The sequence below is a fragment of the Sphingorhabdus wooponensis genome (assembly GCF_003933235.1).
In the GTDB taxonomy this organism is placed as follows: Bacteria; Pseudomonadota; Alphaproteobacteria; order Sphingomonadales; family Sphingomonadaceae; genus Sphingorhabdus_B; species Sphingorhabdus_B wooponensis.
Map to the genome: position 1 here is coordinate 339880 of NZ_RWJI01000002.1, position 22910 is coordinate 362789.

20 protein-coding genes and 1 tRNA gene are annotated in these 22910 nt (G+C 56.0%); 10 read left to right on the top strand and 11 right to left on the bottom strand.

What is annotated here, in order from left to right; genetic code table 11:
* The first annotated feature begins 13 nt into the window (after positions 1-13).
* The 5 genes from D7D48_RS09805 to D7D48_RS09825 are packed head-to-tail and all read left to right on the top strand — an operon-like array spanning position 14 to position 4707.
* The gene (locus D7D48_RS09805; protein ID WP_125231227.1) at positions 14-1795 is read left to right on the top strand and encodes a copper resistance system multicopper oxidase; all 1782 of its coding nucleotides are present in this window, start codon (positions 14-16) and stop codon (positions 1793-1795) included.
* The gene (locus tag D7D48_RS09810) at positions 1792-2814 is read left to right on the top strand and encodes a copper resistance protein B (protein ID WP_125231228.1); all 1023 of its coding nucleotides are present in this window, start codon (positions 1792-1794) and stop codon (positions 2812-2814) included. Before D7D48_RS09805 ends, D7D48_RS09810 begins: the two co-directional genes overlap by 4 nt.
* A 17-nt stretch (positions 2815-2831) precedes the next feature.
* Positions 2832-3221, top strand: coding sequence for a copper homeostasis periplasmic binding protein CopC (copC, locus tag D7D48_RS09815; RefSeq protein ID WP_125231229.1), 390 nt, complete (start codon positions 2832-2834; stop codon positions 3219-3221).
* A 9-nt stretch (positions 3222-3230) separates the two neighbouring features.
* The gene (gene copD / locus D7D48_RS09820; protein WP_185739839.1) at positions 3231-4148 is read left to right on the top strand and encodes a copper homeostasis membrane protein CopD; all 918 of its coding nucleotides are present in this window, start codon (positions 3231-3233) and stop codon (positions 4146-4148) included.
* A 40-nt stretch (positions 4149-4188) separates the two neighbouring features.
* Positions 4189-4707, top strand: a complete 519-nt coding sequence (locus D7D48_RS09825; protein WP_125231231.1) for a YybH family protein — start codon at positions 4189-4191, stop codon at positions 4705-4707.
* Positions 4708-5037: 330 nt separating this feature from the next.
* Here the strand turns inward: D7D48_RS09825 and D7D48_RS09830 are convergent, their stop codons facing one another.
* Complete coding sequence (locus D7D48_RS09830; protein ID WP_125231232.1) at positions 5038-5940, bottom strand: alpha/beta hydrolase; 903 nt, start codon at positions 5938-5940, stop codon at positions 5038-5040.
* A 4-nt stretch (positions 5941-5944) separates the two neighbouring features.
* Entirely contained in the window at positions 5945-8122 is a 2178-nt protein-coding gene (locus tag D7D48_RS09835; protein WP_125231233.1) for a TonB-dependent receptor, read from the bottom strand.
* Between the two features lie 142 nt (positions 8123-8264).
* On the opposite strand from D7D48_RS09835, the gene D7D48_RS09840 reads away from it, so the two are divergent.
* A complete protein-coding gene (locus D7D48_RS09840) occupies positions 8265-9221 on the top strand; it encodes an AraC family transcriptional regulator (RefSeq protein WP_125231234.1) in 957 nt (318 codons plus the stop codon).
* 671 nt (positions 9222-9892) lie between these two features.
* Here the strand turns inward: D7D48_RS09840 and D7D48_RS09845 are convergent.
* A tRNA-Gly gene (locus tag D7D48_RS09845) sits at positions 9893-9967 on the bottom strand.
* A 170-nt stretch (positions 9968-10137) separates the two neighbouring features.
* Between D7D48_RS09845 and D7D48_RS09850 the strand changes: the two genes are divergently transcribed.
* Together D7D48_RS09850 and D7D48_RS09855 are read left to right on the top strand one after the other, a co-directional pair.
* A complete protein-coding gene (locus D7D48_RS09850) occupies positions 10138-11061 on the top strand; it encodes a tetratricopeptide repeat protein (RefSeq protein ID WP_245964434.1) in 924 nt (307 codons plus the stop codon).
* The gene (locus D7D48_RS09855) at positions 11058-11675 is read left to right on the top strand and encodes an LON peptidase substrate-binding domain-containing protein (protein WP_125231307.1); all 618 of its coding nucleotides are present in this window, start codon (positions 11058-11060) and stop codon (positions 11673-11675) included. The genes D7D48_RS09850 and D7D48_RS09855 overlap by 4 nt, the downstream gene beginning before the upstream one ends.
* 13 nt (positions 11676-11688) lie before the next feature.
* Here the strand turns inward: D7D48_RS09855 and D7D48_RS09860 are convergent, their stop codons facing one another.
* The 6 genes from D7D48_RS09860 to D7D48_RS09885 all read right to left on the bottom strand — a co-directional run bounded on the left by D7D48_RS09860 (position 11689) and on the right by D7D48_RS09885 (position 15841).
* Entirely contained in the window at positions 11689-12312 is a 624-nt protein-coding gene (locus tag D7D48_RS09860) for a MarC family protein (protein WP_125231308.1), read from the bottom strand.
* Positions 12312-12995: a Cif family virulence factor gene (locus tag D7D48_RS09865; RefSeq protein ID WP_125231235.1), complete on the bottom strand. Its 684-nt coding sequence runs from the start codon at positions 12993-12995 to the stop codon at positions 12312-12314. Before D7D48_RS09865 ends, D7D48_RS09860 begins: the two co-directional genes overlap by 1 nt.
* Positions 12996-12999: 4 nt before the next feature.
* Complete coding sequence (gene folD, locus D7D48_RS09870) at positions 13000-13896, bottom strand: bifunctional methylenetetrahydrofolate dehydrogenase/methenyltetrahydrofolate cyclohydrolase FolD (RefSeq protein ID WP_125231236.1); 897 nt, start codon at positions 13894-13896, stop codon at positions 13000-13002.
* Positions 13893-14195 carry a YggT family protein gene (locus tag D7D48_RS09875; RefSeq protein ID WP_125231237.1) on the bottom strand — a complete coding sequence of 101 codons (303 nt, stop codon included), beginning with the start codon at positions 14193-14195 and terminating at the stop codon, positions 13893-13895. The genes folD and D7D48_RS09875 overlap by 4 nt, the downstream gene beginning before the upstream one ends.
* 82 nt (positions 14196-14277) lie before the next feature.
* The gene (argB, locus tag D7D48_RS09880; RefSeq protein WP_125231238.1) at positions 14278-15168 is read right to left on the bottom strand and encodes an acetylglutamate kinase; all 891 of its coding nucleotides are present in this window, start codon (positions 15166-15168) and stop codon (positions 14278-14280) included.
* Entirely contained in the window at positions 15158-15841 is a 684-nt protein-coding gene (locus tag D7D48_RS09885; RefSeq protein WP_125231239.1) for a queuosine precursor transporter, read from the bottom strand. Before D7D48_RS09885 ends, argB begins: the two co-directional genes overlap by 11 nt.
* 173 nt (positions 15842-16014) lie before the next feature.
* Here D7D48_RS09885 and D7D48_RS09890 point away from each other — a divergent pair, with 173 nt between their 5' ends.
* Positions 16015-17280, top strand: coding sequence for a NupC/NupG family nucleoside CNT transporter (locus D7D48_RS09890; protein WP_125231240.1), 1266 nt, complete (start codon positions 16015-16017; stop codon positions 17278-17280).
* An 18-nt stretch (positions 17281-17298) separates the two neighbouring features.
* Here the strand turns inward: D7D48_RS09890 and mutS are convergent, their stop codons facing one another.
* A complete protein-coding gene (gene mutS / locus D7D48_RS09895; RefSeq protein ID WP_245964435.1) occupies positions 17299-19899 on the bottom strand; it encodes a DNA mismatch repair protein MutS in 2601 nt (866 codons plus the stop codon).
* 101 nt (positions 19900-20000) lie between these two features.
* On the opposite strand from mutS, the gene D7D48_RS09900 reads away from it, so the two are divergent.
* A complete protein-coding gene (locus D7D48_RS09900; protein ID WP_125231241.1) occupies positions 20001-22262 on the top strand; it encodes an NADP-dependent malic enzyme in 2262 nt (753 codons plus the stop codon).
* Positions 22263-22352: 90 nt separating this feature from the next.
* Here D7D48_RS09900 and D7D48_RS09905 read toward each other — a convergent pair whose 3' ends face one another.
* Entirely contained in the window at positions 22353-22826 is a 474-nt protein-coding gene (locus D7D48_RS09905; RefSeq protein WP_245964436.1) for an outer membrane protein assembly factor BamE, read from the bottom strand.
* Positions 22827-22910: the final 84 nt, after the last annotated feature.

Genomic DNA, 22910 nt, shown 5'->3' on the forward strand with positions numbered 1-22910 from the left:
GATGCAAGCGTAAATGAATACCTCCATAACGCGACGCGGCATATTAGCTGGATTGGGTGCTGGCGCAACTTTGGCAGCCGTCCCTGCATGGGCACAAGGCCACAGCATGCGTAGGCACAATGGACCACCAATCCGAGTCGGTTTTGACGAAGTCAGTGGTGAAGTCATTGACCTTGCGGTGGCCGGGGGTCGACGGAATGTCCAAGGCCGAAGTGGTCATGGTATCGCGGTTAATGGAAGCGTGCCGGGACCGCTTATCCGGCTACGCGAAGGGCAAAATGTCCGTCTTAACGTAACGAACCATCTGAACGAGGACACATCAATTCACTGGCACGGGCTTCTGGTTCCATTTCAATATGATGGTGTTCCGGGAGTTAGTTTTCCTGGAATTAAACCGCACGAGACCTTCACCTATGACTTCCCGATACGGCAGTCTGGCACTTATTGGTATCATAGCCATTCTCATCTGCAGGAACAATCGGGCCATTATGGTCCGCTCATTATTGAACCTGCCGGCGCCGAACCGGTTAGCTATGACCGCGATTATATCCTCTTGTTAAGCGAATTCACACCGCTTCACCCGCACTTCATAATGAGCCGCCTGCGCACTGGTGAGGGCTATTTCAACGACAAACTCTCAAGCTGGACTGACAAATATCCAATGTCAGGTGCTGAAAGACGTATGTGGGCAGAAATGCGCATGCTTCCGACCGACATCGCTGATGTAAGTGCGCCTACATATACCTATCTTGCCAACGGACGTGGCGCAGAGGAAGGCCTGGAATATCTCTTCCGTCGCGGTGAACGCATCCGCCTGCGCGTCATCAATGGCTCCGCCATGACCTTTTTCAATCTGCGTATCCCCGGCTTACCAATGACCGTTATTGCTGCGGATGGGCAGAACGTAAAACCAGTTGAGGTTGATGAACTACAGATTGCAACTGCTGAAACTTATGACATTATCATCGAGCCGGGCAAAGCTGATGCATATGCAATAGTCGCCGAATCTATGGACCGATCAGGTATGGCGCTGGCCATGCTAGCTACCGTCCCCGGTGCGAAAGCAAGCGTACCGCCACTACGCGATGCGCCTTTGCTAACAATGGGCGACATGGGCATGAACCATGGACCTACTGCAAGTGACATGGCTGCAGGGCATGATGGACATGCAGGAATGCATCATGGCGGTGGCGGGGATGCGAATGCCGCTGAGAGCCACAGCATGGATGGCATGAGCATGCGCGATAAATCGCTTTTGCCACCCGATGTCGAAATTGGCCCTGGCCTCGATATGGTATCTATGGCCCCGGTCGATAAAATGGGCGACCCAGGAATAGGGCTGCGGGACGTCAAACATCGCGTGTTAAACTATCGCATGCTTTCAGCGCTTGAGCCCAATCAAGATACCCGCGAGCCGTCGAGGTTACTGGAGATCCATCTGACAGGGAACATGGAACGCTATATGTGGTCATTCGACGGCCGCATGTTTAGTTCAGTTGACGACGTCCCGATCCGTTTTGCCTGGAACGAGCGCGTGCGTGTCAAGCTGGTGAACAACACGATGATGGCGCACCCCATTCACCTGCATGGTATGTTCTTCGAACTGGTGAATGGCGAAAGCGCTATGCACCAGCCGCGTAAAAATGTTGTTGTGGTTCAACCAGGCGCAAGTGCCCAGTTTGATTTGACAGCCAATGAGCCGGGGGACTGGGCATTCCATTGTCATCTTCTTTACCACATGCATGGCGGCATGATGCAGACAGTAACGGTTGTAGGTCCAGAGGGCGCAACATGACCACATTACCTTTCATTGCTGTTACATTAGTCGCCACCGCATTGTTATCGGTGCCCGCGCGTGCGCAAGACCATGGCGGTCACGATGAACAACCCGCCTTAGCTCCCAGAGCGCAGAGCAGCCCACCAGTGAAGGCCGACCTTCATGCTGGCCATTCGCCATCTGTGGCTAATCCTAAATCCGCTATGGATCACAATATGATGGACCATGGCGCTATGGCGCACGGTTCTGCGAACGATACGGCAAGCAGCACTGGCGTGTCACCAGGTCCAATGATGGAAACCCCGCAACCCATCGAAGCCGGCAGCGGTCCTTCGCGCGCAGCTGACGCAATCTGGGGTGCGGACGCAATGTTCGATTCCAGAAAAAGTCTGCGGGAATCGCATGGTGACTTTCCAGTATTCTGGTTTCAAGGCGACCGATTAGAAGCCCAGATTCGCGGTGGTCATAATGGTTATCTGTGGGATTTTCAGAGCTATTATGGCGGACCGACAAGCCGCCTCTGGTTCAAAAGCGAAGGCGAAGGTGATTTCGGCAAGGCGCTTGAAGATGCTGAAGTCCAAGCTCTCTATTCGCGCGCAATAGCACCTTTTTGGGATTTGCAGCTTGGTGTGCGACAGGATGTGGCAGGAGATAAAACTACACATGCCGTTATCGGTGTGCAGGGGTTAGCGCCCTATATGTTTGAAGTCGACGCGGCGATGTTTGTATCGCATCGCGGCGACATCATGGCACGCATTGAAGCAGAACTTGACCAGCGCATCACAAGAAGGCTGATTTTACAGCCGCGGGCAGAAGTTAATCTGTCTGCACAAGACGTTCCGCGCTTAGGGATCGGCGCAGGGATCGACAGTGTTGAAGCTGGCGTCAGGCTTCGGTACGAGATCACACGAGAATTTGCACCTTATATAGGCGTTGAACAAAGCTGGCGCCTAGGTCGCAGCGCCGATTTTGCCCGAGCTTCCGATGAGGACCCCTCAGTCACAAATTATGTTGTCGGCGTCCGTTTCTGGTTCTGAGATAAAAGGATAATGTTATGAAATATTTTTCCCTGGTAGCGAGTTTGGCACTCGCCTCAGCAGCGCTTGTCAGCCCAGCCGCAACGTTAGCGCATAGCAAGATTGTGTCATCAACACCTGCCGAAGGGACCACCGTCGCGAAGCCGCGAGTGGTTCAGTTGAACTTCTCTGAAGGTATGCTCACGCCAACTGCCGTTGCCAGCATCGTAATGACTGACATGCCTGGCGTAAAAAACCATGGTGAAATGATAATCCGCAATTTCACGCCAAGCTGGTCGAACGATAATCGGACCTTAACTTTGAGCTTGCGCCAACCGCTTCGTGCAGGAAGCTATGAAGTCCGGTGGCAGGCGGCCGGTGCAGATGGTCACCGCATGACCGGAAAAGTCAGCTTTAAAGTCAGCTAATCCGTGACCATGGACGACTGGCTATATCCATTATTGCGTTTTGCACATTACTCGCTGTTATTGGGGCTGTTTGGGATAACGGCCTTTCGCTGCATCGGGTTACGCGAAACATTGGCGCAGCAGCCTCAGCGTAAGGACAATGGTGCACTTGCAGTTGCTGCGGTGGTGGCACCTGTCCTGACCATCACATTAATGTTTTTGAGTATCGCCGCCATGATGGCGCAGCCTGTCTGGCAACTAGAATGGACCACAATAGAGGCGATGGTGATGTCGACCAGCATTGGTTGGGCGTTTGTGGTTCGCCTTGGAATTCTTCTTGCAGCTGCTATTTTGATGGTGTTTGGAAGAACATCATCTGCCGTTTCAGTTGCCGCCCTGCTTTTCGGATTGGCCCTCACTACCCTTGCCTGGAATGGTCACGCTGCTGCGACAGAAGGTACATTGGGCACCGTGCACAGATTGAACGATGCGGCACATCTATTGGCCGCTGGTCTTTGGATTGGCGCTATTGGCTGGTTTGTGCACTTGATCAAGGTTGTTCACCGCCAGCCCCACCTTTTTGCACCTGTATCCTTACTCTCTGACATGCATCGGTTCGCTCCACTGGGTTCACTGCTTGTTTGCGTGGTTGGCATCACGGGGATAGTTAACGCACAACTTATCTTCGGCTTGCACAACAGTGCTGACGTGTTGAAAACGAATTATGGATGGCTTCTTGTCGCCAAGATCGCACTGGTCGGCTTCATGCTTTTGTTCGCTGCGCGGAACGCACTGCTTGGACGGCGACTTCCAGCCGCCCCGAATTCGGTCGATATTAGTTCTACCCTTGCAAAATTGCGGACCAGCCTTGCAGCAGAGGTCACTTTGGCCTTAGCAGTTCTCGGGCTGGTTGCTTTCATTGGCATGATGTCGCCGTTAACCCACTAAAACCGGCCATTTAAGTTCACTAACGAGGGGGTATAAGGTTATGAAAATCCAGCATGGTGCCGTTGTGCGAACAGCACGCCTTTTGGGATTAGCGGTAACGCCTTTATTGTTGGCAGCCATTCATGCCGATGCCAATGCGATGTCATCGGTCGCTAACCCGTCACTCCAATCGGATGCTGCCAATACCGCAACTGACGTTGTAAATGCGTTCCATGCGGCGCTGAAGCGCGGCGACGCCACTGCGGCGCTCATTCTAATGGCTGAAGATGTCGTCATTTTTGAGTCCGGTGGGGTCGAACGAAATCGTGCCGAATATGAAACCCACCACCTCAAGTCCGACGCGGCCTTCAGTGCAGCGACAACGAGAACGCCCGTCAGCCAAACGATCGCTTCCGACGGAAACCTCTCATCCGTTATGAGCGTTGAGTTCGTAAAAGGAACCTTCCGTGATCGTCCGGTCAATACGCGTTCGGTTGAAACGATGGTGCTGCGTAAAACCGAAGGGCGGTGGCGCATAATTCATATTCACTGGTCGTCAGCAAACATTCAGAGCAAATAATGTCGAAGACTTCGGGGAATATAATCATCCCAAAAGGCCAGGTTATTTGCGGCCGTTCTGCTATGCGCCCAGTTGCAGTCATTATAAGCGCCTGCTCGTTCCAACATGAGCGGACGTCGCTCTAGCAGCGTAGCTATGGTTGATTTGTTGGACGATCCGGAAAGTCAGCATTGCGAATGCCAATGGCGGCACTCTGCCGTTCCCGTTGAGTGACTTAGTTAACAGCATTTCACACCAATCACTAGCAACTACGGCCACGCTACTCGAAAGCCGTCACTGGGGCTTACGGAACCGGAGGCGTTTTGGCATAGAGCCGCCATCAACCCTTCCTCAGTCTCGAAGGAATGCCGCCGCTTCGGCGAGAGCCGCATCCGCTTCGGCGAGCTTGCCCATGAAGATGGGCCAGCCATGCGGCATGTCTGGCCACAGCGACAGGCGAACCGGTCGACCGAGTGCCCACGCCCGCTGCGCGAACAAGAGAGCCTGCCCGCGCAGCGTCTCAGCCGCGCTTGCCTGGATCAACGTGGGCGGCAACTGCGCCAGCACCCTGTCATCAGCCAAGATCGGACTGATCGCAGGATCGCCGGGATGGCGCGCAGGCGCATAGAGCTGCGCGACAAAGTCCATACCCTCGCCCATGACAGCTGGATCGTCGGGTTCACCGACGAAGCCGCCTGAAATCGGTGTAACTCCCAGAAACGGGCTGATCAACAGCAGCCGGTCGGGAGGTGTTGTGCCGCCGGCTGGATAGAGGCCGAGCGCAATCGCAGCAGCGAGATTGCCACCAGCCGAATCGCCAGCAAGTGCCAAGCGCTGGCACGATCTGGCTCCGTCAGGCCCGTTCGCTGTCGCAAAGGCCAGCGCTTCCGCGCAATCGGCCAGCCCTGCGGGGAAGCAGTGTTCTGGGGCTAGTCGGTAATCCGGCACAAGAACCGCAAGCCCACTGAGGGCAGCCAGTTCGGCAGCGATCGCCCGGTGAGTGTTCAGCGATCCGGCAACCCACGCCCCACCGTGGTAATAGACGACGCGCCGTTCCCCCGCATCAGGCGGCACCAACCACTCCGCTGCCATCGCCCCGATCTGGACTGGGACGACCCGGCAGGCTTCAAGCCCTGCTCCGGTGCATCCCATACCGTAGCCTTCCACCTTTGCGCGGATGGCGGATATGGGATCCATGCTCCCGTCCGGCTCGCGTCGAAGATGCGCAAAAACTTCGGCAAGTTCGCTGCGCATAGGATCAAAACCTCCGCTCTAGGCCAATGCCAAAGTGGCGAGGCGGCTCGAGTGAGGCCACCCGAACAGAACCCAGCAGAGGCGCAACCGCTGCGAGTGAAGACAGCACCTTGTGGTCGGTGAGATTGCGGGCGAAGACGTTGACCGTCCAGCGATTATCCGCGCTGGTCCAGGCCGCGCCTAAATCGAAGCGGGCAAAACCGCCCTGCCGCGCATCAGCTGTGTTGAACTCAGTGAAGAAATACTCGGAACGCCACTGCATTGCGCCACCAAAGTCGAGCCGGCTGCCGCCGGCCAGATCCGCGCGGTATTGCACCGAGACCGTGCCCTGCCAGCGTGACGTCAGCGGCAGTCTATTTCCTGAGACATTGAAGTCCTGAAATCCCCGGCGTTGGTCGGTCGAGACGAAGGTGCCGAAACTTGCATCCATCCAGCTTCCCGACAAGCCGAGTGTTAGTCCGGGAGCGGGCCTGACTTTGGCTTCCAGTTCAAGTCCGTTGATCCTTGCCGAGGTGGCATTGGCAATGATCTGACTGATGGGGCCGATCCGCACGATCTGAAGGTCGCTGTAGTCCGAGGTGTAGCCAGTGAGATTGAGCGTCCAGCCTGCGCCAGAAAGCCGCGCCCCGGCTTCAAACGTGACGTTGATCTCTGGATTGACCGCCGGGGTAAATGCCCCGACATTAAGCGCGCCCGATTTGAACCCGCGCGCGGCCGATGCATAGAGCAGCACATTATCTGAGGGGGTGAAGTCGAGACCCGCCTTGCCGGACCATTCGCCCCAGCCATCGCTTTGTTGACCGGTGATGGGGGGAGCAAAGAAAGTCAGAAACTCGCTCGCCTGCTTTTGGTCATCGCTATAGCGCCCGCCAATCCGCAACGCGACGGTGTCTGACAGTGCCAGCTTGCCGTCGGCATAAGCGGCCAGCGCTTCGGTCGTTACCGTGCCGCCACCAGCAAAGGTGAACGGGAAAGGGAATGTCAGCGGCAGACGCGGATCCAGAAACGCGCCGGGCAGAAATCCCTCGACAAACGTCGTGCGGGACTGACGGAAACGCAGCCATATCGCGCCTGCCAGCCAGTCGAGCTTGCCACTGTTACCTTTGAGATAGGCCTCGACGCTGCTCTGGCTGCTATCGGTGTCGAGCGAGGAGGTACTGACGGTACGCTCGGTGCCGTCCTGATCAAAACTGATGAAACGGTCCGAGCCGCGGGTGTCAGCGATCAGCACCAGTTCTGCCGCACCGATCGGCTGTTCGAGCCGCCCCGTTACCGACCACACCTCGCGGCGGTTTATTGAACCCTGGCTCTTGAAAGAGCGAGGCGCGGCAGAGGGGCGCACGCCGAAAAGCAGCGCTGCGGGATGCGGTAATGGGTCTGGCAGGATTCTCAACGCCGGACCGGCATCGTTCTGCGTATAGCCGTTAGCGGTCAACTGCAGACGGCCTTCGCCGAGCGGCACTGCGACCTGCAGGCGACCGGCGAAGCTTTCCTCCGCATCGCCGCGCTCGGGTGCGCCAGGCGTACCGGCGAGTTCGTTTCGGGTGTAGCCTGAAAGTTTGCGATACTGTGCGCTAGCCCGCGCAGTGATTCCGCCGAAGAGCGGTCCGGACAATACACCGTCGCCCTGAACCCGGCCATAATCGCCAAGCTGCAAGCCGATGCGACCCTCGAGACTTTCGCTCGGCGCGGCGGAAACAAGGTTTACCGCCCCGCCGGTGGCGTTACGCCCATAGAGCGCTCCCTGCGGCCCACGCAGCACCTCGATCCGCTCAAGATCGAGAAAGGCAACGCCGGTCGCTTCCTGGTCTGACAGGTATACCCCATCGGCATAGGTCGCCACACCTGGGTCTCCGCCGGGTGCAAAGAAGTTGTTGCCTACCCCACGAATAAAGATTTGGGTGATGCCGAAGCTCTGCGCGAAGCTGAGACTGGGTACCTTCTGGGCGAGTTCGGTCAGCCCCTGATTGCCTCCCTGCCGAAGGCTATCACCGTCCAGCACTGAAAGCGCGAGCGGGGTGTCCTGGATGCTACTGCTGCGTCGCTCGGCCGTGACAAGGATCTCGTCTGGTTCGGCAGAGCCGACAGAGGCAGCGCCTGAGCGATCCTGAGCTAACGCACCTGATGCCGCGACTAGCGAAAGCAGTGATCCCGCGCTCCCGAGAAATAGTTTACCTCTCATTGTCGATTCTCCCCTTCTTATGTTGCGACAAGTCTAAGCTCGGCAGTTAGGGTGAAGGAAGGACAGCAGTGCACGCACCAAGCGGACAAATTAGCTCAAATTTATCATTGATTCTGTCGGTGTTATAAACGAACGTGTCGCCATGACCGCGCAGATCCCCTTTACCTTTCTCGGAACGCTGCTGGGCGACTCGAGGGCGCGGGAGATACTCGCCGCAGCCGGTCTGCCCGATCAAGACAAGCCGATCGGACATCTAGATTGCTGGCAGTTGCTGCGCAACAATATCGAACAGACCGGCGATGAGCGGCACGAAATCTGGCCTGGTTCGGTGCCCTATGGCAGCTTCGGACTGCTACTCGCTGCGATGCGACTAGGGCACGACCTCGGCGATGGGTTGGTACGGATGGCTTCGGCGTCGCGGATCGTTTGGCCCGATCTGCCGCTAGCGGTCCGGCGCGGGCAAGATCTGCGGTTGCAAGTACCGGGCATCGGCAGCTTCCCGGCGCAGCGGCGGCTTTATGTCGAGATGGTGATACTCGTGCTTCACACTGCTTGCTGCTGGATGGCAGGCCAGAAACTCGAACCCCGTCGCCTAATCGCACCGCGTGATAATGCACCGGGCAATGGCGCGGCGTTCGCTCTACTCGGCTGCCCCGTGATAAGGCGCGGTAGCGACATGGAGCTGGTCTACCCAGCGGAGGCCGCAAGTATGAGGATCGTCGCCGATCGCTTCGACTTGTGGCCGAATATGCTGTTTGAAACCTACCGACATATAACTGCCGAGCCGCTCGCACGGGTTAGCACTGCCGATCAGGTGCTCGATCTGCTAAGGCAGGCACCGTTCGATCAGGGCACGCTTGCCGGGATGATGGGCCTTTCAGTGCCTACTTTACGGCGCCGGCTGGCCGAGGAGGGTCACAGCTTTCGAAGCCTCCTTAGCCACGTCCGCCAGCAGCAGACGCTTACCGCTCTGAAGGCCGAGGTGGGCCTCGAGGACCTGGCGGCCAGTCTCGGCTATTCCGAAGCGCGCAGCCTGCGCCGCGCCACCCGCCGCTGGTTTGGGGCACCCCCGAGTGTGATACGCAAGTTTAAGATGTAGGCACCTTTTGTCGCGGTAACCTAAAGGATACGCCGAACATTGAGCAGACTCAGAGTTGACTTAATTTTTTCGATTGCAAGGTAAATACATTCCGCCACCTCCCTTTCTGGTACGCTTTTACACAGTCGCGGCAATCGGCGCACCCTGAATGAAAGGCGGCTCTGAGTAAGCTGAACCGGAGCAGTAAACGGTGGCATTGATAGCGGGAACAGCCGAGCGTTCAGACCGACCTAAACGGCAGCTATTGATCGATCCCCGCACAGAAGCAAACAGCCAGCTCCCGGCCCAGAATCTGCCATGACATCTGATCAAGTACGAGAGCCGATTAGGCTTTTCGCCAAAATAGACTGTTCCAAATGGAACGCTGGCGAACGGTGTTCGAGGCCAACGGCTCCTCCCCGGCAAATCGGACTTTTGTGGCGTTTGGGATTGGCGGACCAGTCCCAAAGCGTTACGGATGATCGTCGCTCATCCGTTTTTAGGAGCGAGCTGAACACAAAGATGAGCGCAGTGGCAATCGCGCAAACCGACAATGCTCCATCCAAGGCCGACTTAAACACTGAATTTTCAGGATTTTTGCGCGGGCGTTCCAATCAGAACGCTGATTAAAACGCAGGCTGCAACCCCGCTTTGGGCAGCAAAGGCCCTATCACCTAAGTCATTGAAATCATTGGAGCGGGCGAAGGGATTCGAACCCTCGACCCCAACCTTGGCAAGGTTGTGCTCTACCCCTGAGCTACGCCCGCTCTGGCGGTCAGGTATATAAATCCTGACGGGTGAGGCGCGCCGTTAGCATGGGGCATATTCCCCCGCAAGCCCCAAATGCCGCCTTTTTACGAAAAGGGGGTAAAGCCTGTCTTGTGAAAGACATCGTTTTACCCACATAGGGGGTGAAACGAATCCTGAAGAATGGAGAATGAACGTGGCGACGATGGGGCTGACCACCGACGAACAGAAAGCCGTTGAGCAATTCCGGACCGACGTTGTCGCGCCGTCAATGGAGCGTTTGGTGATACTCGATTTCTGGGCCGAATGGTGCGGTCCGTGCAAGCAACTGACGCCGATATTGGAAAAGGTTGCGGCGGAATATGCCGATCGCGGTGTGGTGTTGGCCAAGGTCAATGTTGACGAGAATAAGTTTATTGCATCGCAATTTCAGGTACGGTCCATTCCGACGGTTTACGCAATCTTTCAGGGGCAGCCCGTTGCGGACCTGTCGCCGGCACGCACAGAGCCACAATTGCGGCAAATGCTCGACCAATTGTTGGAGAAACTACCGATCACGGCTGGAGATGCCGTTGCGGACCCTGCTGCAGCATTGGCGCCGCTTGTGGACGAGGCAGAGGCCCTTTTGGCACAAGACGGCGCGGAGCAAGCTTATGCCCTATTTGCCGAGGTGCTGTCAGTATTACCTGAACATCCTCCTGCCTTATCTGGGCTGATCCGTGCATTGACCATATTGGGGCGTCAAGATGAAGCGCAGGCTATTTTTGATAGCCTAAGCGACGAACTCCGCGCCGAACCAGCGCTGGAAAAGGCGGGATCGGTATTGAGCATTGCCGCCGCGGCCGTTCCGCCGGAAGAATTGGCGGGGTTGAAATCCGCCGTTGCCGCATCGCCCGATGACCATGCTTTGCGCCTTGAACTTGCCAACGCCCTCATGGCAGCGGGCGACCGCGATGGTGCCGCCAAAGCCTTGTTGCATATCATCGCGGCGGACCGCGAATGGAATGACGGCGCCGCCAAGGCACGGCTGCTCGAAATATTTTCTTTAATTGGATTGGAAGACCCATGGGTAGCAGCGACACGCCGAAAACTGTCAGCGATCCTGTTCGGATGACAAATCAACGGATTTCGATTTTTCCGCTCACCGGCGCGATTATTTTCCCGAGCATGCAGCTTCCACTGCATATTTTTGAGCCGCGCTATCGCGATTTGGTCAGCGATTCGCTGGCCCGTGACCGGAAGATTGGCATGATCCAACCCAAGGGGCAGGGTAACCAGCCAGCCTTATTCAACGTGGGCTGCCTTGCGCGCATTCACGATGTGGAGGCGCTGGACGACGGGCGGTACAATATTATCCTTGAAGGCGTGCAGCGCTTTTCCGTGATCAATGAACTTGATGTCACCACAAGCTTTCGTCAAGTTGAGGCAGAATTGTGGAATGAAGATGAAATGGACGAAACTCTCTCGCTCGCGGAACGGGCGTCCATGGAAATAGAATCACGCCGCTTTGCCGAATCGCAAGGGTATAGCGTTGATTGGGCCGCCGTTTCACAACTCGACGATTATTCTTTAGTCAACGCCATTGCCCAAATTGCACCCTTTGATTTTGCCGCAAAGCAAGCCCTGTTAGAAGCACGCGGGCTGTCCGACCGCGCCGAAACTATTGTGCAGTTAATGCAGTTTTTCGGACGCCATGACGGTCGCGACGACCGCGTAACGCTGCAATAATTAGGGTCAGGACCTAGGCTAAAAAGCTCGCCCGCAGGCCGTCGATGACAAATTGCGCGGCCAATGCAGCGAGCAACACACCCAATAGCCGCGTGATAACAGCCTCGGCATTGGCGCCCAGAACGCGCATGATAGGGCCCGCGGCGAGTAGTGCCAAAAGCGTCAGGACAAGCACGGTCCCCAATGCCGCCAAAATGACACCCGCGCGATCAATGCCGGTATTTTGCGACATCAACAGCATGACAGAGGCGATGGACCCTGGCCCTGCGATCATCGGCATGGCCATAGGGAAGACGGACACGTCCTCAATTTCGGGCGTGTCGATGATTTTCTGCGCGCGCTCTTCGCGTCGTTCAGTGCGCTTTTCAAAAACCATATCGATGGCAATCAGGAACAACATGATACCACCTGCGATTCGGAAGCTGTTCAATTCAATATGCAGCGCGCTCAGTAATTGTTCGCCGAACAATGCAAAGACCAGCAAGATGCCCGATGCGACCAAGACGGCGCGCAACGCCATATTGCGTCGCTGGGCCGCATTGGCACCCTTGGTTAAGCTCGCGTAAATTGGTGCGCAGCCCGGCGGATCAATCACGACGAAAAAGGTGATGAAGGCCGAAAGAAAAAGTTCAATCATCATTGCGGCGCGACCTCATCCATGATGACGGTCTCACTTACCGTGCCATTCCATAATTTGATTTCGACTGTACGCGCGCCATTGGGCTGAACGGCATAAGAATAGATCAACGATTGGTCAGCTGCATAGCCAGCCTTTTCGATTATGCCGTCAGATGGGATAGCAGTTGGTGCAGGTGCTTGCCCTTTGCAACTGGCGACCTTTGTTTCAATCATCTCTTTCGGCGCTCGTGGCACGGTCAGGATGTCATGATGGTGCAGTACCCATTTCCATGTGCCATCACCGCGCGCATTTTTCTCTACAAACTGCCAGACGGTGGTGAAATAGCCGAATGTGCCATCTGGTCTCTCCCACGCGCCCGTCGTGACACCTGTTTTGCCATCGCAGGACATAAGCGCTTTATGTGGTTGCCACTTAAGCGGCGCGGTCGGGTCTGCCTTGCCCTTCAGCCATTCCAATGCAAGCGTCGGTTGCGGCGCGAACATTACTGCGTCCTTGGCAGCAGTTTCACGGAATGCAGTCCATTGCCCCTTTTGTTGGGCAAACTGATTAAAGCCAATATCTGCCGCAATAATCGCACTTGGGTTGGCGATTCTGGGCTGAAACTCATAAAATTGGCGACTTGGCGATGCCGCACAAGCCGACAACGCCACTGCAGCAAGAAGGGTAGGAAATGCTTTCATCACCTCAAATTCCTTCTGGTGCTGCAACTCCTGCACGGCGGTGCGCGGCAACCAAAGTATTGCGCAGCAAACACGCAATCGTCATTGGCCCAACACCGCCCGGAACGGGGGTTATGGCGCCAGCATGGCGCAACGCATCGTCAAAGGCAACGTCGCCGACCAAACGGCCTTTGCTTTGGCCTGCTTCGGGCTCCAAGCGATTGATACCAACATCAATCACTACGGCACCTGGCTTCAACCAATCGCCGGTCACCATCTCCGCGCGGCCAACAGCAGCCACAACAATGTCTGCACGGCGTACGACATCGGGCAAATCCTGCGTGCGGCTATGCGCGATAGTAACAGTGCAGTTTTCGGCCAGCAGCAATTGCGCCATCGGTTTACCGACAATGTTGGACCGCCCGATGACCACGGCGTTCTTGCCGGACAGGTCGCCCATATGGTCCTTCAACAGCATTAAGCAGCCTAGCGGCGTGCACGGGACAAACGCCTCTTCACCAACGGCCAGACGCCCCGCGTTGACGACGTGAAAGCCATCAACATCCTTGCCAGGATCAATCGCGGCGATCACGGCTTTATCATCCATATGCGGTGGCAGCGGCAGCTGCACCAATATGCCATCAACGGCGGCGTCTGCGTTCAGCGTTTCAACGAGCGCGATGAGTTCGTCTTGCGAAACCGACGCAGGCAGGCGATGTTCGAAACTGTTCATGCCCGCTTCGACCGTCGCTTTCTTCTTGGATCCCACATAGACTTGGCTAGCGGGATCTTCGCCGACAAGGACCACGGCAAGGCCAGGCTTGCGCGCCGTTAATGCGATAAAGCTTTCAACGGCAGCGGCCACGCGCTGACGCAATTGGGCGGCGAATGCCTTGCCATCAATGATAAATGCGTTGCTCACATGCCCGCCGCAGAAATATCATTAGCCACACCCACCAATAGCATCTGCAATATGCGCAGACCGATCAATAACACCATCGGCGAAAAATCAATCATGCCAGTGTCCGGCATGATTTTGCGGATAGGTTTCAGAAACGGATCTAAAATAACCGAAAGCGCGTGCCAGATGGAGGCGACGATGTTGTTCGATAGGCTGACGACGTTAAACGAAATCAACAAACTGAGGATGAATTGAACGATGACAACGGTCGACAGGATCGTCATCAAATATCCAATAATGGAAATAAGCGCGAGAAGCATGAAATTCTCCGGAAAAGTGTGTTGCAGCAATTAGCCGAGGCTGCGCGCTGTATCAACTGCCCAAAACAGCTTAGGCCTTAGTTTACTTGTGAATCAGCGTTCCCGCACCCTTTACGGTGAACATTTCGATCAGCATGGCATGGCTGGTGCGGCCGTCTAAGATAACTGCCGCATCGACGCCAGATTCCACCGCATCAACGCAAGTCTGTATTTTGGGAATCATACCACCGCTGATGGTGCCGTCCTTTTGCAGCTCGGCAATCGCCGCAGGATCAAGATCCGTGAGCAACTCACCCGATTTATTCAGCACGCCTGCTACATCAGTCAAAAGGAACAGGCGCGATGCACCCAATGCGCTCGCCACCGCACCCGCCATTGTGTCGGCGTTGATATTATAGGTGTGGCCATCTGCGCCAACACCAATCGGCGCGATCACAGGAATCATGCCCGCCGCGCTAATCGTGTCGATAATGCTGCGGTCAACATTGGTTGGTTCGCCGACAAAGCCCAAATCGATATTCCGTTCGATATGGCTGTCTGGATCCTTTTGTGTGCGCTGCACCTTAGTGGCGGTAACGAACCCACCATCCTTGCCCGATATGCCAAGCGCCTTGCCACCCGCGGCATTAATCCAGCCGACCAGTTCCTTGTTAATCGCGCCCGATAGCACCATTTCGGCAATTTTCGCGGTTTCCGCATCGGTAACGCGCAGGCCATCAATAAACTCGCTCTCGACGCCCAATTTTTTGAGCATGGCGCCAATTTGCGGTCCGCCGCCATGGACGACAACGGGGTTGATACCGACGGCCTTTAACAACACCACATCATCAGCGAAATCGCGCGCTAGGCTGGCGTCACCCATCGCATGGCCGCCATATTTGACGACAAAGGTTTTGCCCGCATAACGCTGCAGATAAGGGAGCGCTTCGGTTAGCGTTTCGGCCTTGGCGAGATTTGCTGGATCAATCGTCATGTGCACTGACTGCTTTGGGGTCTGTGCCGTCCAGCTTATGGCCGTAGCGCACAAAGAAAGTGATGAGCAAAGGCACCATGATCATACTCAGCACGACCTTCGCCAACATTTGGCCTAACAGCAAGTCCGTGATCGGGAACACGCCGTAAAAGGCAATGCTGACGAACAATAAGGTATCAATTATCTGTGATAACACGGCGGCAATGGCACCGCGCAATGCGACATATTTACCCACGGTGCTTTTCAGACGATCAAATAGATAGACGTTCAGCATTTGCGAAACGCCATAAGCGACAATGCCTGCGATCCATATACGCGGCGTCTGCCCCATCATGGTGTTGAACGCATCAAGATATTTGGCGTCCATTTTCGGTGACGGCGGCAATGAAAGCACCAGCAACGCCAGCAATATCGACGCAATGAGTGGAATGAAGCCATATTTGACCAATCGATCCGCAATGGCCTTGCCATGTAGGGCGGCTACCGCGCTGGAAAGGATGACCAGCAAAAGAAACGGAAAAATGCCCGCCTCGACCGCCAACGGCCCTAAAGAAACCTGTTTATTTCCAAGCACGCCGGCAATGCACGCCATGCCGCCATAAATGATTGAAAACATGAAAAGCGATTTCGGGATATTCCCGTCTGCTGCGCGTAATGTGGTCTGATTAGTCATCCAAAACTGACTAGCGTCTAATTTTATTGGCGCAAGACTAACGATGGCGCTAGGTCATGCTGGGAAACATAAAATGCCGTTGCGCGGGTCTCTTTCAGCGCCTTCATTCCTACATCTCTAGGAGTAAGGTATAGAAAAGAAATCTAGGATGACGGTTTTCGGGGAAGCTATACATGCAAATTTTATTGAGCATCGCGGGCATGGTCGTGATTCTGGCGATTGCGGTTTTGTTGTCATCCAACCGCCGCGCGATTAAGTTCCGTGTGGTCGGTGCGGCTTTTGCCCTGCAGGCAAGTCTTGCGGCCTTGGTGCTGTACACATCATGGGGCAAGGTTGCATTGAACGCCGCGTCGACCGGCGTATCCAATTTGCTCGGTTATTCGGCTAAAGGCACCCAGTTCATTTTTGGTCCGCTGGCCTCTCCAGAAATCGGCGGCAACAGCTTTGCGATTGCTGCCTTGCCCGTTATCATCTTTTTCGCTTCGTTAATTTCCATCCTCTATTATTTGGGCATCATGCAATATGTGATCCGCTGGATTGGTGGTGGGTTACAAAAAATTACGGGCATCTCCAAAGTCGAGAGCCTGTGCGCCGCCGCCAATATTTTCGTTGGCCAGTCGGAGTCGCCATTGGTCATTCGGCCTTATCTTGCGGGCTTGAGGCCTGAACAATTATTCTGCGTCATGACCGTTGGCATGGCGGGCGTTGCCGGCACCATTCTTGCTGCTTATGCATCCATGGGCATTCGCATTGATTATCTGCTTGCCGCAGCCTTTATGTCGGCACCCGGCGGCATATTGATGGCAAAAATCATGATGCCTGACGTCCCGCCTGTTATGTTGGCAGAGGGCGAACCCGCATTGGCCAACCCGCATCCTGATGATGAGCCAGAAATGGCCCATGAGGATGAGGAAGAGAAGCCTGCAAACATCATCATGGCCGCAGCGCAAGGCGCACAAACCGGCGTGAAGCTCGCAGTTGCCGTGGGTGCGATGGTGCTGGCATTCGTTGCATTGGTCGCTTTGGCAAATGGTATTTTGGGCGGCATTGGTGGCTGGTTCGGTATGCCGGAGTTGAGCTTTCAGCAGATTGTTGGCTATGTTTTTGCACCCATCATGTTCCTGCTCGGCGTGCCATGGCATGAAGCCATACAGGCTGGCGGGCTTTTCGGAACGAAGATCGTTTTGAATGAGTTTGTCGCCTTCATCGACTTGGGCGCTCTGAAGGACCTGTCCCCTTCGACTGTTGGCATCGTCACCTTTGCCTTGTGCGGCTTTGCCAATTTCAGTTCGATCGCAATCCAGATGGCCGTCACCGGAAGCCTTGCACCCAATCAACGCCCGATGATTGCAAAGCTTGGACTGAAGGCACTGGCCGCGGGGTCGCTGTCAAACCTGATGAGTGCTGCGCTGGCGGGACTATTTTTGTCGCTGACCTAATCTAGGGTCAGCAGCGCATCAGTTTTCGCCAGCGGCGCGCTTGAGTTCATACAATAAGTCCAGCGCCGCGCGTGGACTGAGCGCGTCAATGTCGAGATCGGTCAGTTTCTCGCGCAAGGCATCAACCTTGGCCTCGGCGGCGTCGATAGCGGCGCTGAACAAGGGCAAATCGCCAAGCCCCGCCGCAAGGCCGCCGGTTTCTGCGCGGCCTTTTTCGAGCTTCGCAAGCACCGCGCTTGCACGCGCCACCACCTGCGGCGGAAGGCCGGCAAGCTTTGCCACCGCAATGCCATAGCTTCGGTCGGCAGGGCCATCTGCAAGCTCGTGCAAAAGCACCAAATCGCCTTTATATTCCTTTGCGCGCACATGGTGCAGCGACAGCGCGTCAAGGCTGTCCGCCAACCGTGTCAATTCATGATAATGCGTTGCGAACAGGCATCTGCAGCGGTTGGTTTCGTGAATGCCCTCCACCACGGCCCAAGCAATAGCAAGGCCATCATAAGTTGATGTACCGCGCCCAACCTCATCCAATATGACGAAGCTGCGTTCGGTCGCTTGGGCCAGAATGGCGGCGGTTTCCACCATTTCAACCATGAAGGTGGACCGTCCGCGCGCTAAATTGTCGGATGCACCAACGCGGCTGAACAAGCGGTCGACAAGGCCCAACCGCGCAGAGGTTGCAGGAACATAGCTCCCCGCCTGTGCCAACAAAACGATCAACGCATTCTGCCGCAAAAAGGTCGACTTACCGCCCATATTCGGGCCGCTGACCAACCACAGCCGCTTTTCGGGCGACAGCGCGCAGTCATTGGCAATGAAACGATCGCCCGATTTTGCCAGCGCGCTTTCGACAACGGGGTGCCGCCCCCCTTGTATCTCAAGGCACGGATGCGCCACAAAATTTGGACGGCACCAGTTGCTCTCCGCAGCACGTTCGGCGAGCGCAGCGGACACATCTATGCGCGCCAAGGCATCAGCGCTTATGGCGATGGCATCGCGGCGGGACAATATCAGCGTTATCAGCTCTTCCAGATGCGCCGCCTCAGCCGCCAACGCATGACCGCTAGCTTGCGTGATTCGTAATGCTTCTTCATGCAATTCCGGCGAATTGAACCGCACCGCGCCGGCCATTGTTTGCCGATGCGTGAAGCCTGTGCCTGGAGCCATCAACGCATCGCCATACTTGGCAGGCACCTCAACAAAATAGCCAAGAACGGCATTGTGTCGGATTTTGAGCGCGGATATGCCTGTCGCCTCGCGATAACGCGCCTCCAACTGCGCGATCGCTTGACGTCCATCGCGACCCGCCACCCGCAGCACATCCAAAGCAGCATCATAGCCTTCGGCGATATAGCCGCCCTGTGTGGTGTCGGTGGGTGGCGATGCCACCAAAGCGCGGGCGAGCAGATCCACCATATGGCCATGGCCATCCAATGCGGGCAAAAGTTGATCCAGCAGCTCTGGCCGGTCCGCCATAGCCCCCAAACGCTCACGCAATGCCCGCGCTGCATCCAACCCGTCACGTATCTGGCCCAAGTCCCTTGGGCTGCCCCGTCCCGCCACAACCCGTCCAAGGGCGCGCGCAATATCGGGGAGTTGGCGTAAGGCCGCGCGGACAGCATCGCGGGTTAATGGCGCGTCATGGAACCATTGCACCAAGGCCAAGCGCGCATCAATTTTCGCTTTGTCCATCAACGGTGCTGCAAGATCGGTCGCCAGTTGCCGCGCACCTGCGCCCGTAATCGTGCGGTCAACCTCGGCCAATAACGACCCTGTGCGTCCGCCCTTGCTGGCGCTGTTAATTTCCAGACTGTCGCGCGTCGCCTGATCAATCAAAAGATGTTCATGCACCTCACGGCGGACGGGGAGTTTTAAGAAGGGCATTTTGCCCTGTCCGGCATGGGCGAGATAGGAAATCAGGCCACCCGCCGCCGCCTGCTCCGCACGCGTGACAGGGCCAATGCTATCAAGCGTATTGAGGGCGAAATGTTGCCGCAACATATCGCCGCCAACAACGCTGTCAAAATCTGCCCGTGGCCGCATGATGGCGCCCGGCAGTTCTACAAACCCGTCGGGCACAACCAACTCGCTGGCAGAAAGCCGCGCCAACTCCGCCTCAAGCGCGCCACCCGTTACCGTGACCAACTCAAAATAGCCCGTTGAAATATCAGCGGCGGCTATCCCAAAAAAATCCCCGATTTGCGCCACTGCCACGAGCATATTAGATGCCCAGCTATCAAGTAAGCTATCCTCGGTCAGCGTCCCTGCGGTCACAAAACGCACAATATCGCGCGTCACCAGCGTCTTTCCACCGCGCGCCTTGGCTTGATCAGGGCTTTCCGTCTGCTCGGCAATCGCGACGCGATGTCCCGCCTTAATCAACCGCGCCAAATACCCTTCGGCCGCATGGACAGGCACGCCGCACATGGGGATTGGCTTGCCCTCATGTTCCCCGCGGGATGTTAACGCGATGTCCAACGTCGCTGCCGCGGCGCGCGCATCATCAAAGAATAATTCGAAAAAATCTCCCATGCGGTAGAACAGCAGGCAATCCCCTGCTTTGGCTTTCAAACCAAGATATTGCACCATCATGGGTGTCGGTGTGTTGTCCCCCGCCATAAACAAGGTGTTAGCGAAGCCTGTCGGGCGGGGCAATGCTTGCCCTTGCCGCAGCGGCGCGTTAGGGCTGAAATATTGAATAAAAATGGTCAGGGCCAAGAATGAACGATAGTGACGTCCAAATCACCCCGCAGGAAGCGCTCGATTTCCATGCGCAAGGGCGCCCGGGGAAAATCGAAATCGTAGCGACCAAGCCCATGGCGACTCAGCGTGACCTGAGCCTAGCCTATTCGCCTGGCGTCGCTGTGCCGGTGCAGGCCATTTATGATGATCCCGCCACAGCTTATGATTACACCGCCAAGGGCAATCTCGTCGCGGTCATCTCCAACGGCACTGCTATTCTGGGCATGGGCAATTTAGGGGCCTTGGCATCAAAGCCTGTGATGGAAGGCAAGGCCGTTTTATTCAAACGCTTCGCCGACGTCGACTCCATCGACATTGAAGTGAACACCCAAGATGCGCAGCGCTTCATTGATGCGGTTGAATTGTTGGAGCCAACCTTTGGCGGCATCAATTTGGAAGATATCGCTGCGCCCGATTGCTTCATCATTGAACAAACATTGAAAGAACGGATGAACATCCCCGTCTTTCATGATGATCAACATGGCACGGCGATTATTGCTGCCGCAGGATTGATCAATGCGTGCGAGCTGACTGGAAAGTCCCTGAAAGATATTAAGATTGTCTGCAATGGGGCTGGTGCGGCAGCGATTGCCTGCACTGAGCTCATCAAGGGCATGGGCGTGCCGCACAATAATGTCATCATGTGCGATCGGACGGGCGTCATTTATCAGGGCCGGACGGAAGGCATGGACCAATGGAAGTCTGCCCATGCCGCAAAAACCACCGCCCGCACTCTCGCAGAAGCCATTGTCGGCGCAGATGTGTTTCTGGGGCTGTCGGCGGCCAATGCCTTGAGCGCTGATATGGTAAAATCCATGACCGATCAGCCGATCATTTTTGCTATGGCAAATCCCGACCCCGAAATTTCGCCGCCTGTGGCGCGGGCCGCGCGGCCGGATGCGATTATCGCGACGGGTCGTTCAGATTTCCCTAATCAGGTCAACAATGTACTGTGCTTCCCTTTCCTGTTCCGCGGCGCTTTGGATGTGCGGGCAACCACTATCAATGAGCCGATGAAAATTGCGGCTTCGCATGCACTGGCGCAACTGGCACGTGAAACTGTGCCTGAAGAAGTGGCTGCAGCTTATGGTGGCCTGATGCATAAATTCGGCCGGGATTATATCATCCCGTCGCCGTTCGACCCGCGTCTGATGGAAATTGTTGCCTCCGCCGTAGCCAAAGCCGCGATGGATTCGGGCGTCGCGCAAAAGCCGATTGCGGATATGAACGCCTATCGCGCCAGCCTGCGTGCGCGGCAGAACCCAACGACATCGGCGCTCACACAGGTGTATGAAGCGGCCCGCGCCAAACCCAAGCGCGTCATTTTTGCGGAAGCCGAGGAAGATGTGGTGGTCCGCGCCGCCGTCCAGTTTAAACAAGATGGTTATGGCATACCGGTTCTGATTGGCCGCGACGCCCGCGTGACGGAGAAGCTGATGGAGCTCGGGGCTAACCCCGATGATTATGAAATCCACAACAGCGTCACTAGCCCGCTCGTCGAAAAAATGGTCGATCGACTGTATAACCGCCTGCAACGCCGCGGTTATCTGCGCCGCGATATTCAGCGGATGGTTAACCGTGACCGCAATATCTTTGGCGCGTTACTGCTACAAATGGATCAGGCCGACGCGATGATCACTGGTGTTACGCGCACCTTTGGCCAAACGTTGCGCGAACTGCGCCGCGTACTTGACCCGAAAAAGGATGCCGTGCCCTTTGGTGTTCACGTCATGGTGGGCAAAACGCACACAGTATTTATTGCCGATACCACCGTTAACGAGCGCCCAAGCGCAGAAGAACTTGCGCATATCGCCGAGAAAACTGCCGGTGTTGCCCGCCGCATGGGGCATGTGCCGCGGGTTGCGTTTCTGTCCTTTTCCACTTTTGGCAATCCGGCGGGAACCTGGCTCAACAACATCCGTGATGCGGTTGCCATATTGGACGCCCGTCGAACCGATTTCGAATATGAAGGCGACATGCCGCCCGACGTTGCGCTGAACCCAGATTTGATGAAAAACTACCCATTCTGTCGTCTATCTGGCCCCGCAAATGTTCTGATTATGCCCGGGCTTCAGTCGGCAAATCTCTCAGCCAAGTTGCTACGTGAATTGGGCGGGGATCAAGTCATTGGCCCCATGTTGCTGGGCATAGAGCGACAAGTACAAGTCGCAACCATGGCGTCCAGCACCAGTGACCTTGTAACGCTCGCGGTGCTAGCTGCTGCAGGGATTGCAGAGTAGTCAGCGCCCTTCTGGACATGTTTTTGCTCTGCACACCCTTGGCGTCAGCGTGCCGGTGAATCTGTACGCAATGGGAAAGTTGCTAAAGACTTAGTTCGGGCTGTTCGGTGTCGCGCCTTGGCTGCCACCGGCACCGACCGCGCCAATATTGCCAAAAATTTCTTCGAACAAGCTGCTGTCACGGCCCAATGTCGGCGTTTTGTCGCCTTCAGGGCTGATCTTGGAAATCAACTCCGTGCCCGTTTGGGAGATAGATGCGACATTACCTGCCGCGTCAAAACGGACCTTTAGGACAAATTGTTTGTCGGCCTCTGGCTGCGAAAACGCTAATTGCTTCGCGTCACGAGAGTAATAATACCAATCATTCTGGTCAAACTGGCCAACAAAGGTGGGGCGGCCAAGCGATGCCTGCACCGATTCCTTATTGTCGACACCAGGCTGCACCGAGTTCAGCAAAGTCTGATCACCAATATAGCCCTGATGCGAGCGCAGTCGCGTGCATCCCGTGGACACAGTCAATGCGGCAATCAATGTTGCAAGACCGGCAATTTGCGACATGCGCATAGACTTCTCCGCTAATCCACTAAACTTGGGCCTTTGCCATTGCATCCTTAAGGCGCAATATCAATATGCAATCCCAGATGAATG

Coding starts and splice junctions, on each gene's coding strand:
- D7D48_RS09805 (WP_125231227.1), top strand. CDS start 14: ATGAATACCTCCATAACGCGACGCGGCATATTAGCTGGATTGGGTGCT.
- D7D48_RS09810 (WP_125231228.1), top strand. CDS start 1,792: ATGACCACATTACCTTTCATTGCTGTTACATTAGTCGCCACCGCATTG.
- copC (WP_125231229.1), top strand. CDS start 2,832: ATGAAATATTTTTCCCTGGTAGCGAGTTTGGCACTCGCCTCAGCAGCG.
- copD (WP_185739839.1), top strand. CDS start 3,231: ATGGACGACTGGCTATATCCATTATTGCGTTTTGCACATTACTCGCTG.
- D7D48_RS09825 (WP_125231231.1), top strand. CDS start 4,189: ATGAAAATCCAGCATGGTGCCGTTGTGCGAACAGCACGCCTTTTGGGA.
- D7D48_RS09830 (WP_125231232.1), bottom strand. CDS start 5,940: ATGCGCAGCGAACTTGCCGAAGTTTTTGCGCATCTTCGACGCGAGCCG.
- D7D48_RS09835 (WP_125231233.1), bottom strand. CDS start 8,122: ATGAGAGGTAAACTATTTCTCGGGAGCGCGGGATCACTGCTTTCGCTA.
- D7D48_RS09840 (WP_125231234.1), top strand. CDS start 8,265: ATGACCGCGCAGATCCCCTTTACCTTTCTCGGAACGCTGCTGGGCGAC.
- D7D48_RS09850 (WP_245964434.1), top strand. CDS start 10,138: ATGAACGTGGCGACGATGGGGCTGACCACCGACGAACAGAAAGCCGTT.
- D7D48_RS09855 (WP_125231307.1), top strand. CDS start 11,058: ATGACAAATCAACGGATTTCGATTTTTCCGCTCACCGGCGCGATTATT.
- D7D48_RS09860 (WP_125231308.1), bottom strand. CDS start 12,312: ATGATTGAACTTTTTCTTTCGGCCTTCATCACCTTTTTCGTCGTGATT.
- D7D48_RS09865 (WP_125231235.1), bottom strand. CDS start 12,995: ATGAAAGCATTTCCTACCCTTCTTGCTGCAGTGGCGTTGTCGGCTTGT.
- D7D48_RS09875 (WP_125231237.1), bottom strand. CDS start 14,195: ATGCTTCTCGCGCTTATTTCCATTATTGGATATTTGATGACGATCCTG.
- argB (WP_125231238.1), bottom strand. CDS start 15,168: ATGACGATTGATCCAGCAAATCTCGCCAAGGCCGAAACGCTAACCGAA.
- D7D48_RS09885 (WP_125231239.1), bottom strand. CDS start 15,841: ATGACTAATCAGACCACATTACGCGCAGCAGACGGGAATATCCCGAAA.
- D7D48_RS09890 (WP_125231240.1), top strand. CDS start 16,015: ATGCAAATTTTATTGAGCATCGCGGGCATGGTCGTGATTCTGGCGATT.
- mutS (WP_245964435.1), bottom strand. CDS start 19,899: ATGGCGGGGGACAACACACCGACACCCATGATGGTGCAATATCTTGGT.
- D7D48_RS09900 (WP_125231241.1), top strand. CDS start 20,001: ATGAACGATAGTGACGTCCAAATCACCCCGCAGGAAGCGCTCGATTTC.
- D7D48_RS09905 (WP_245964436.1), bottom strand. CDS start 22,826: ATGCGCATGTCGCAAATTGCCGGTCTTGCAACATTGATTGCCGCATTG.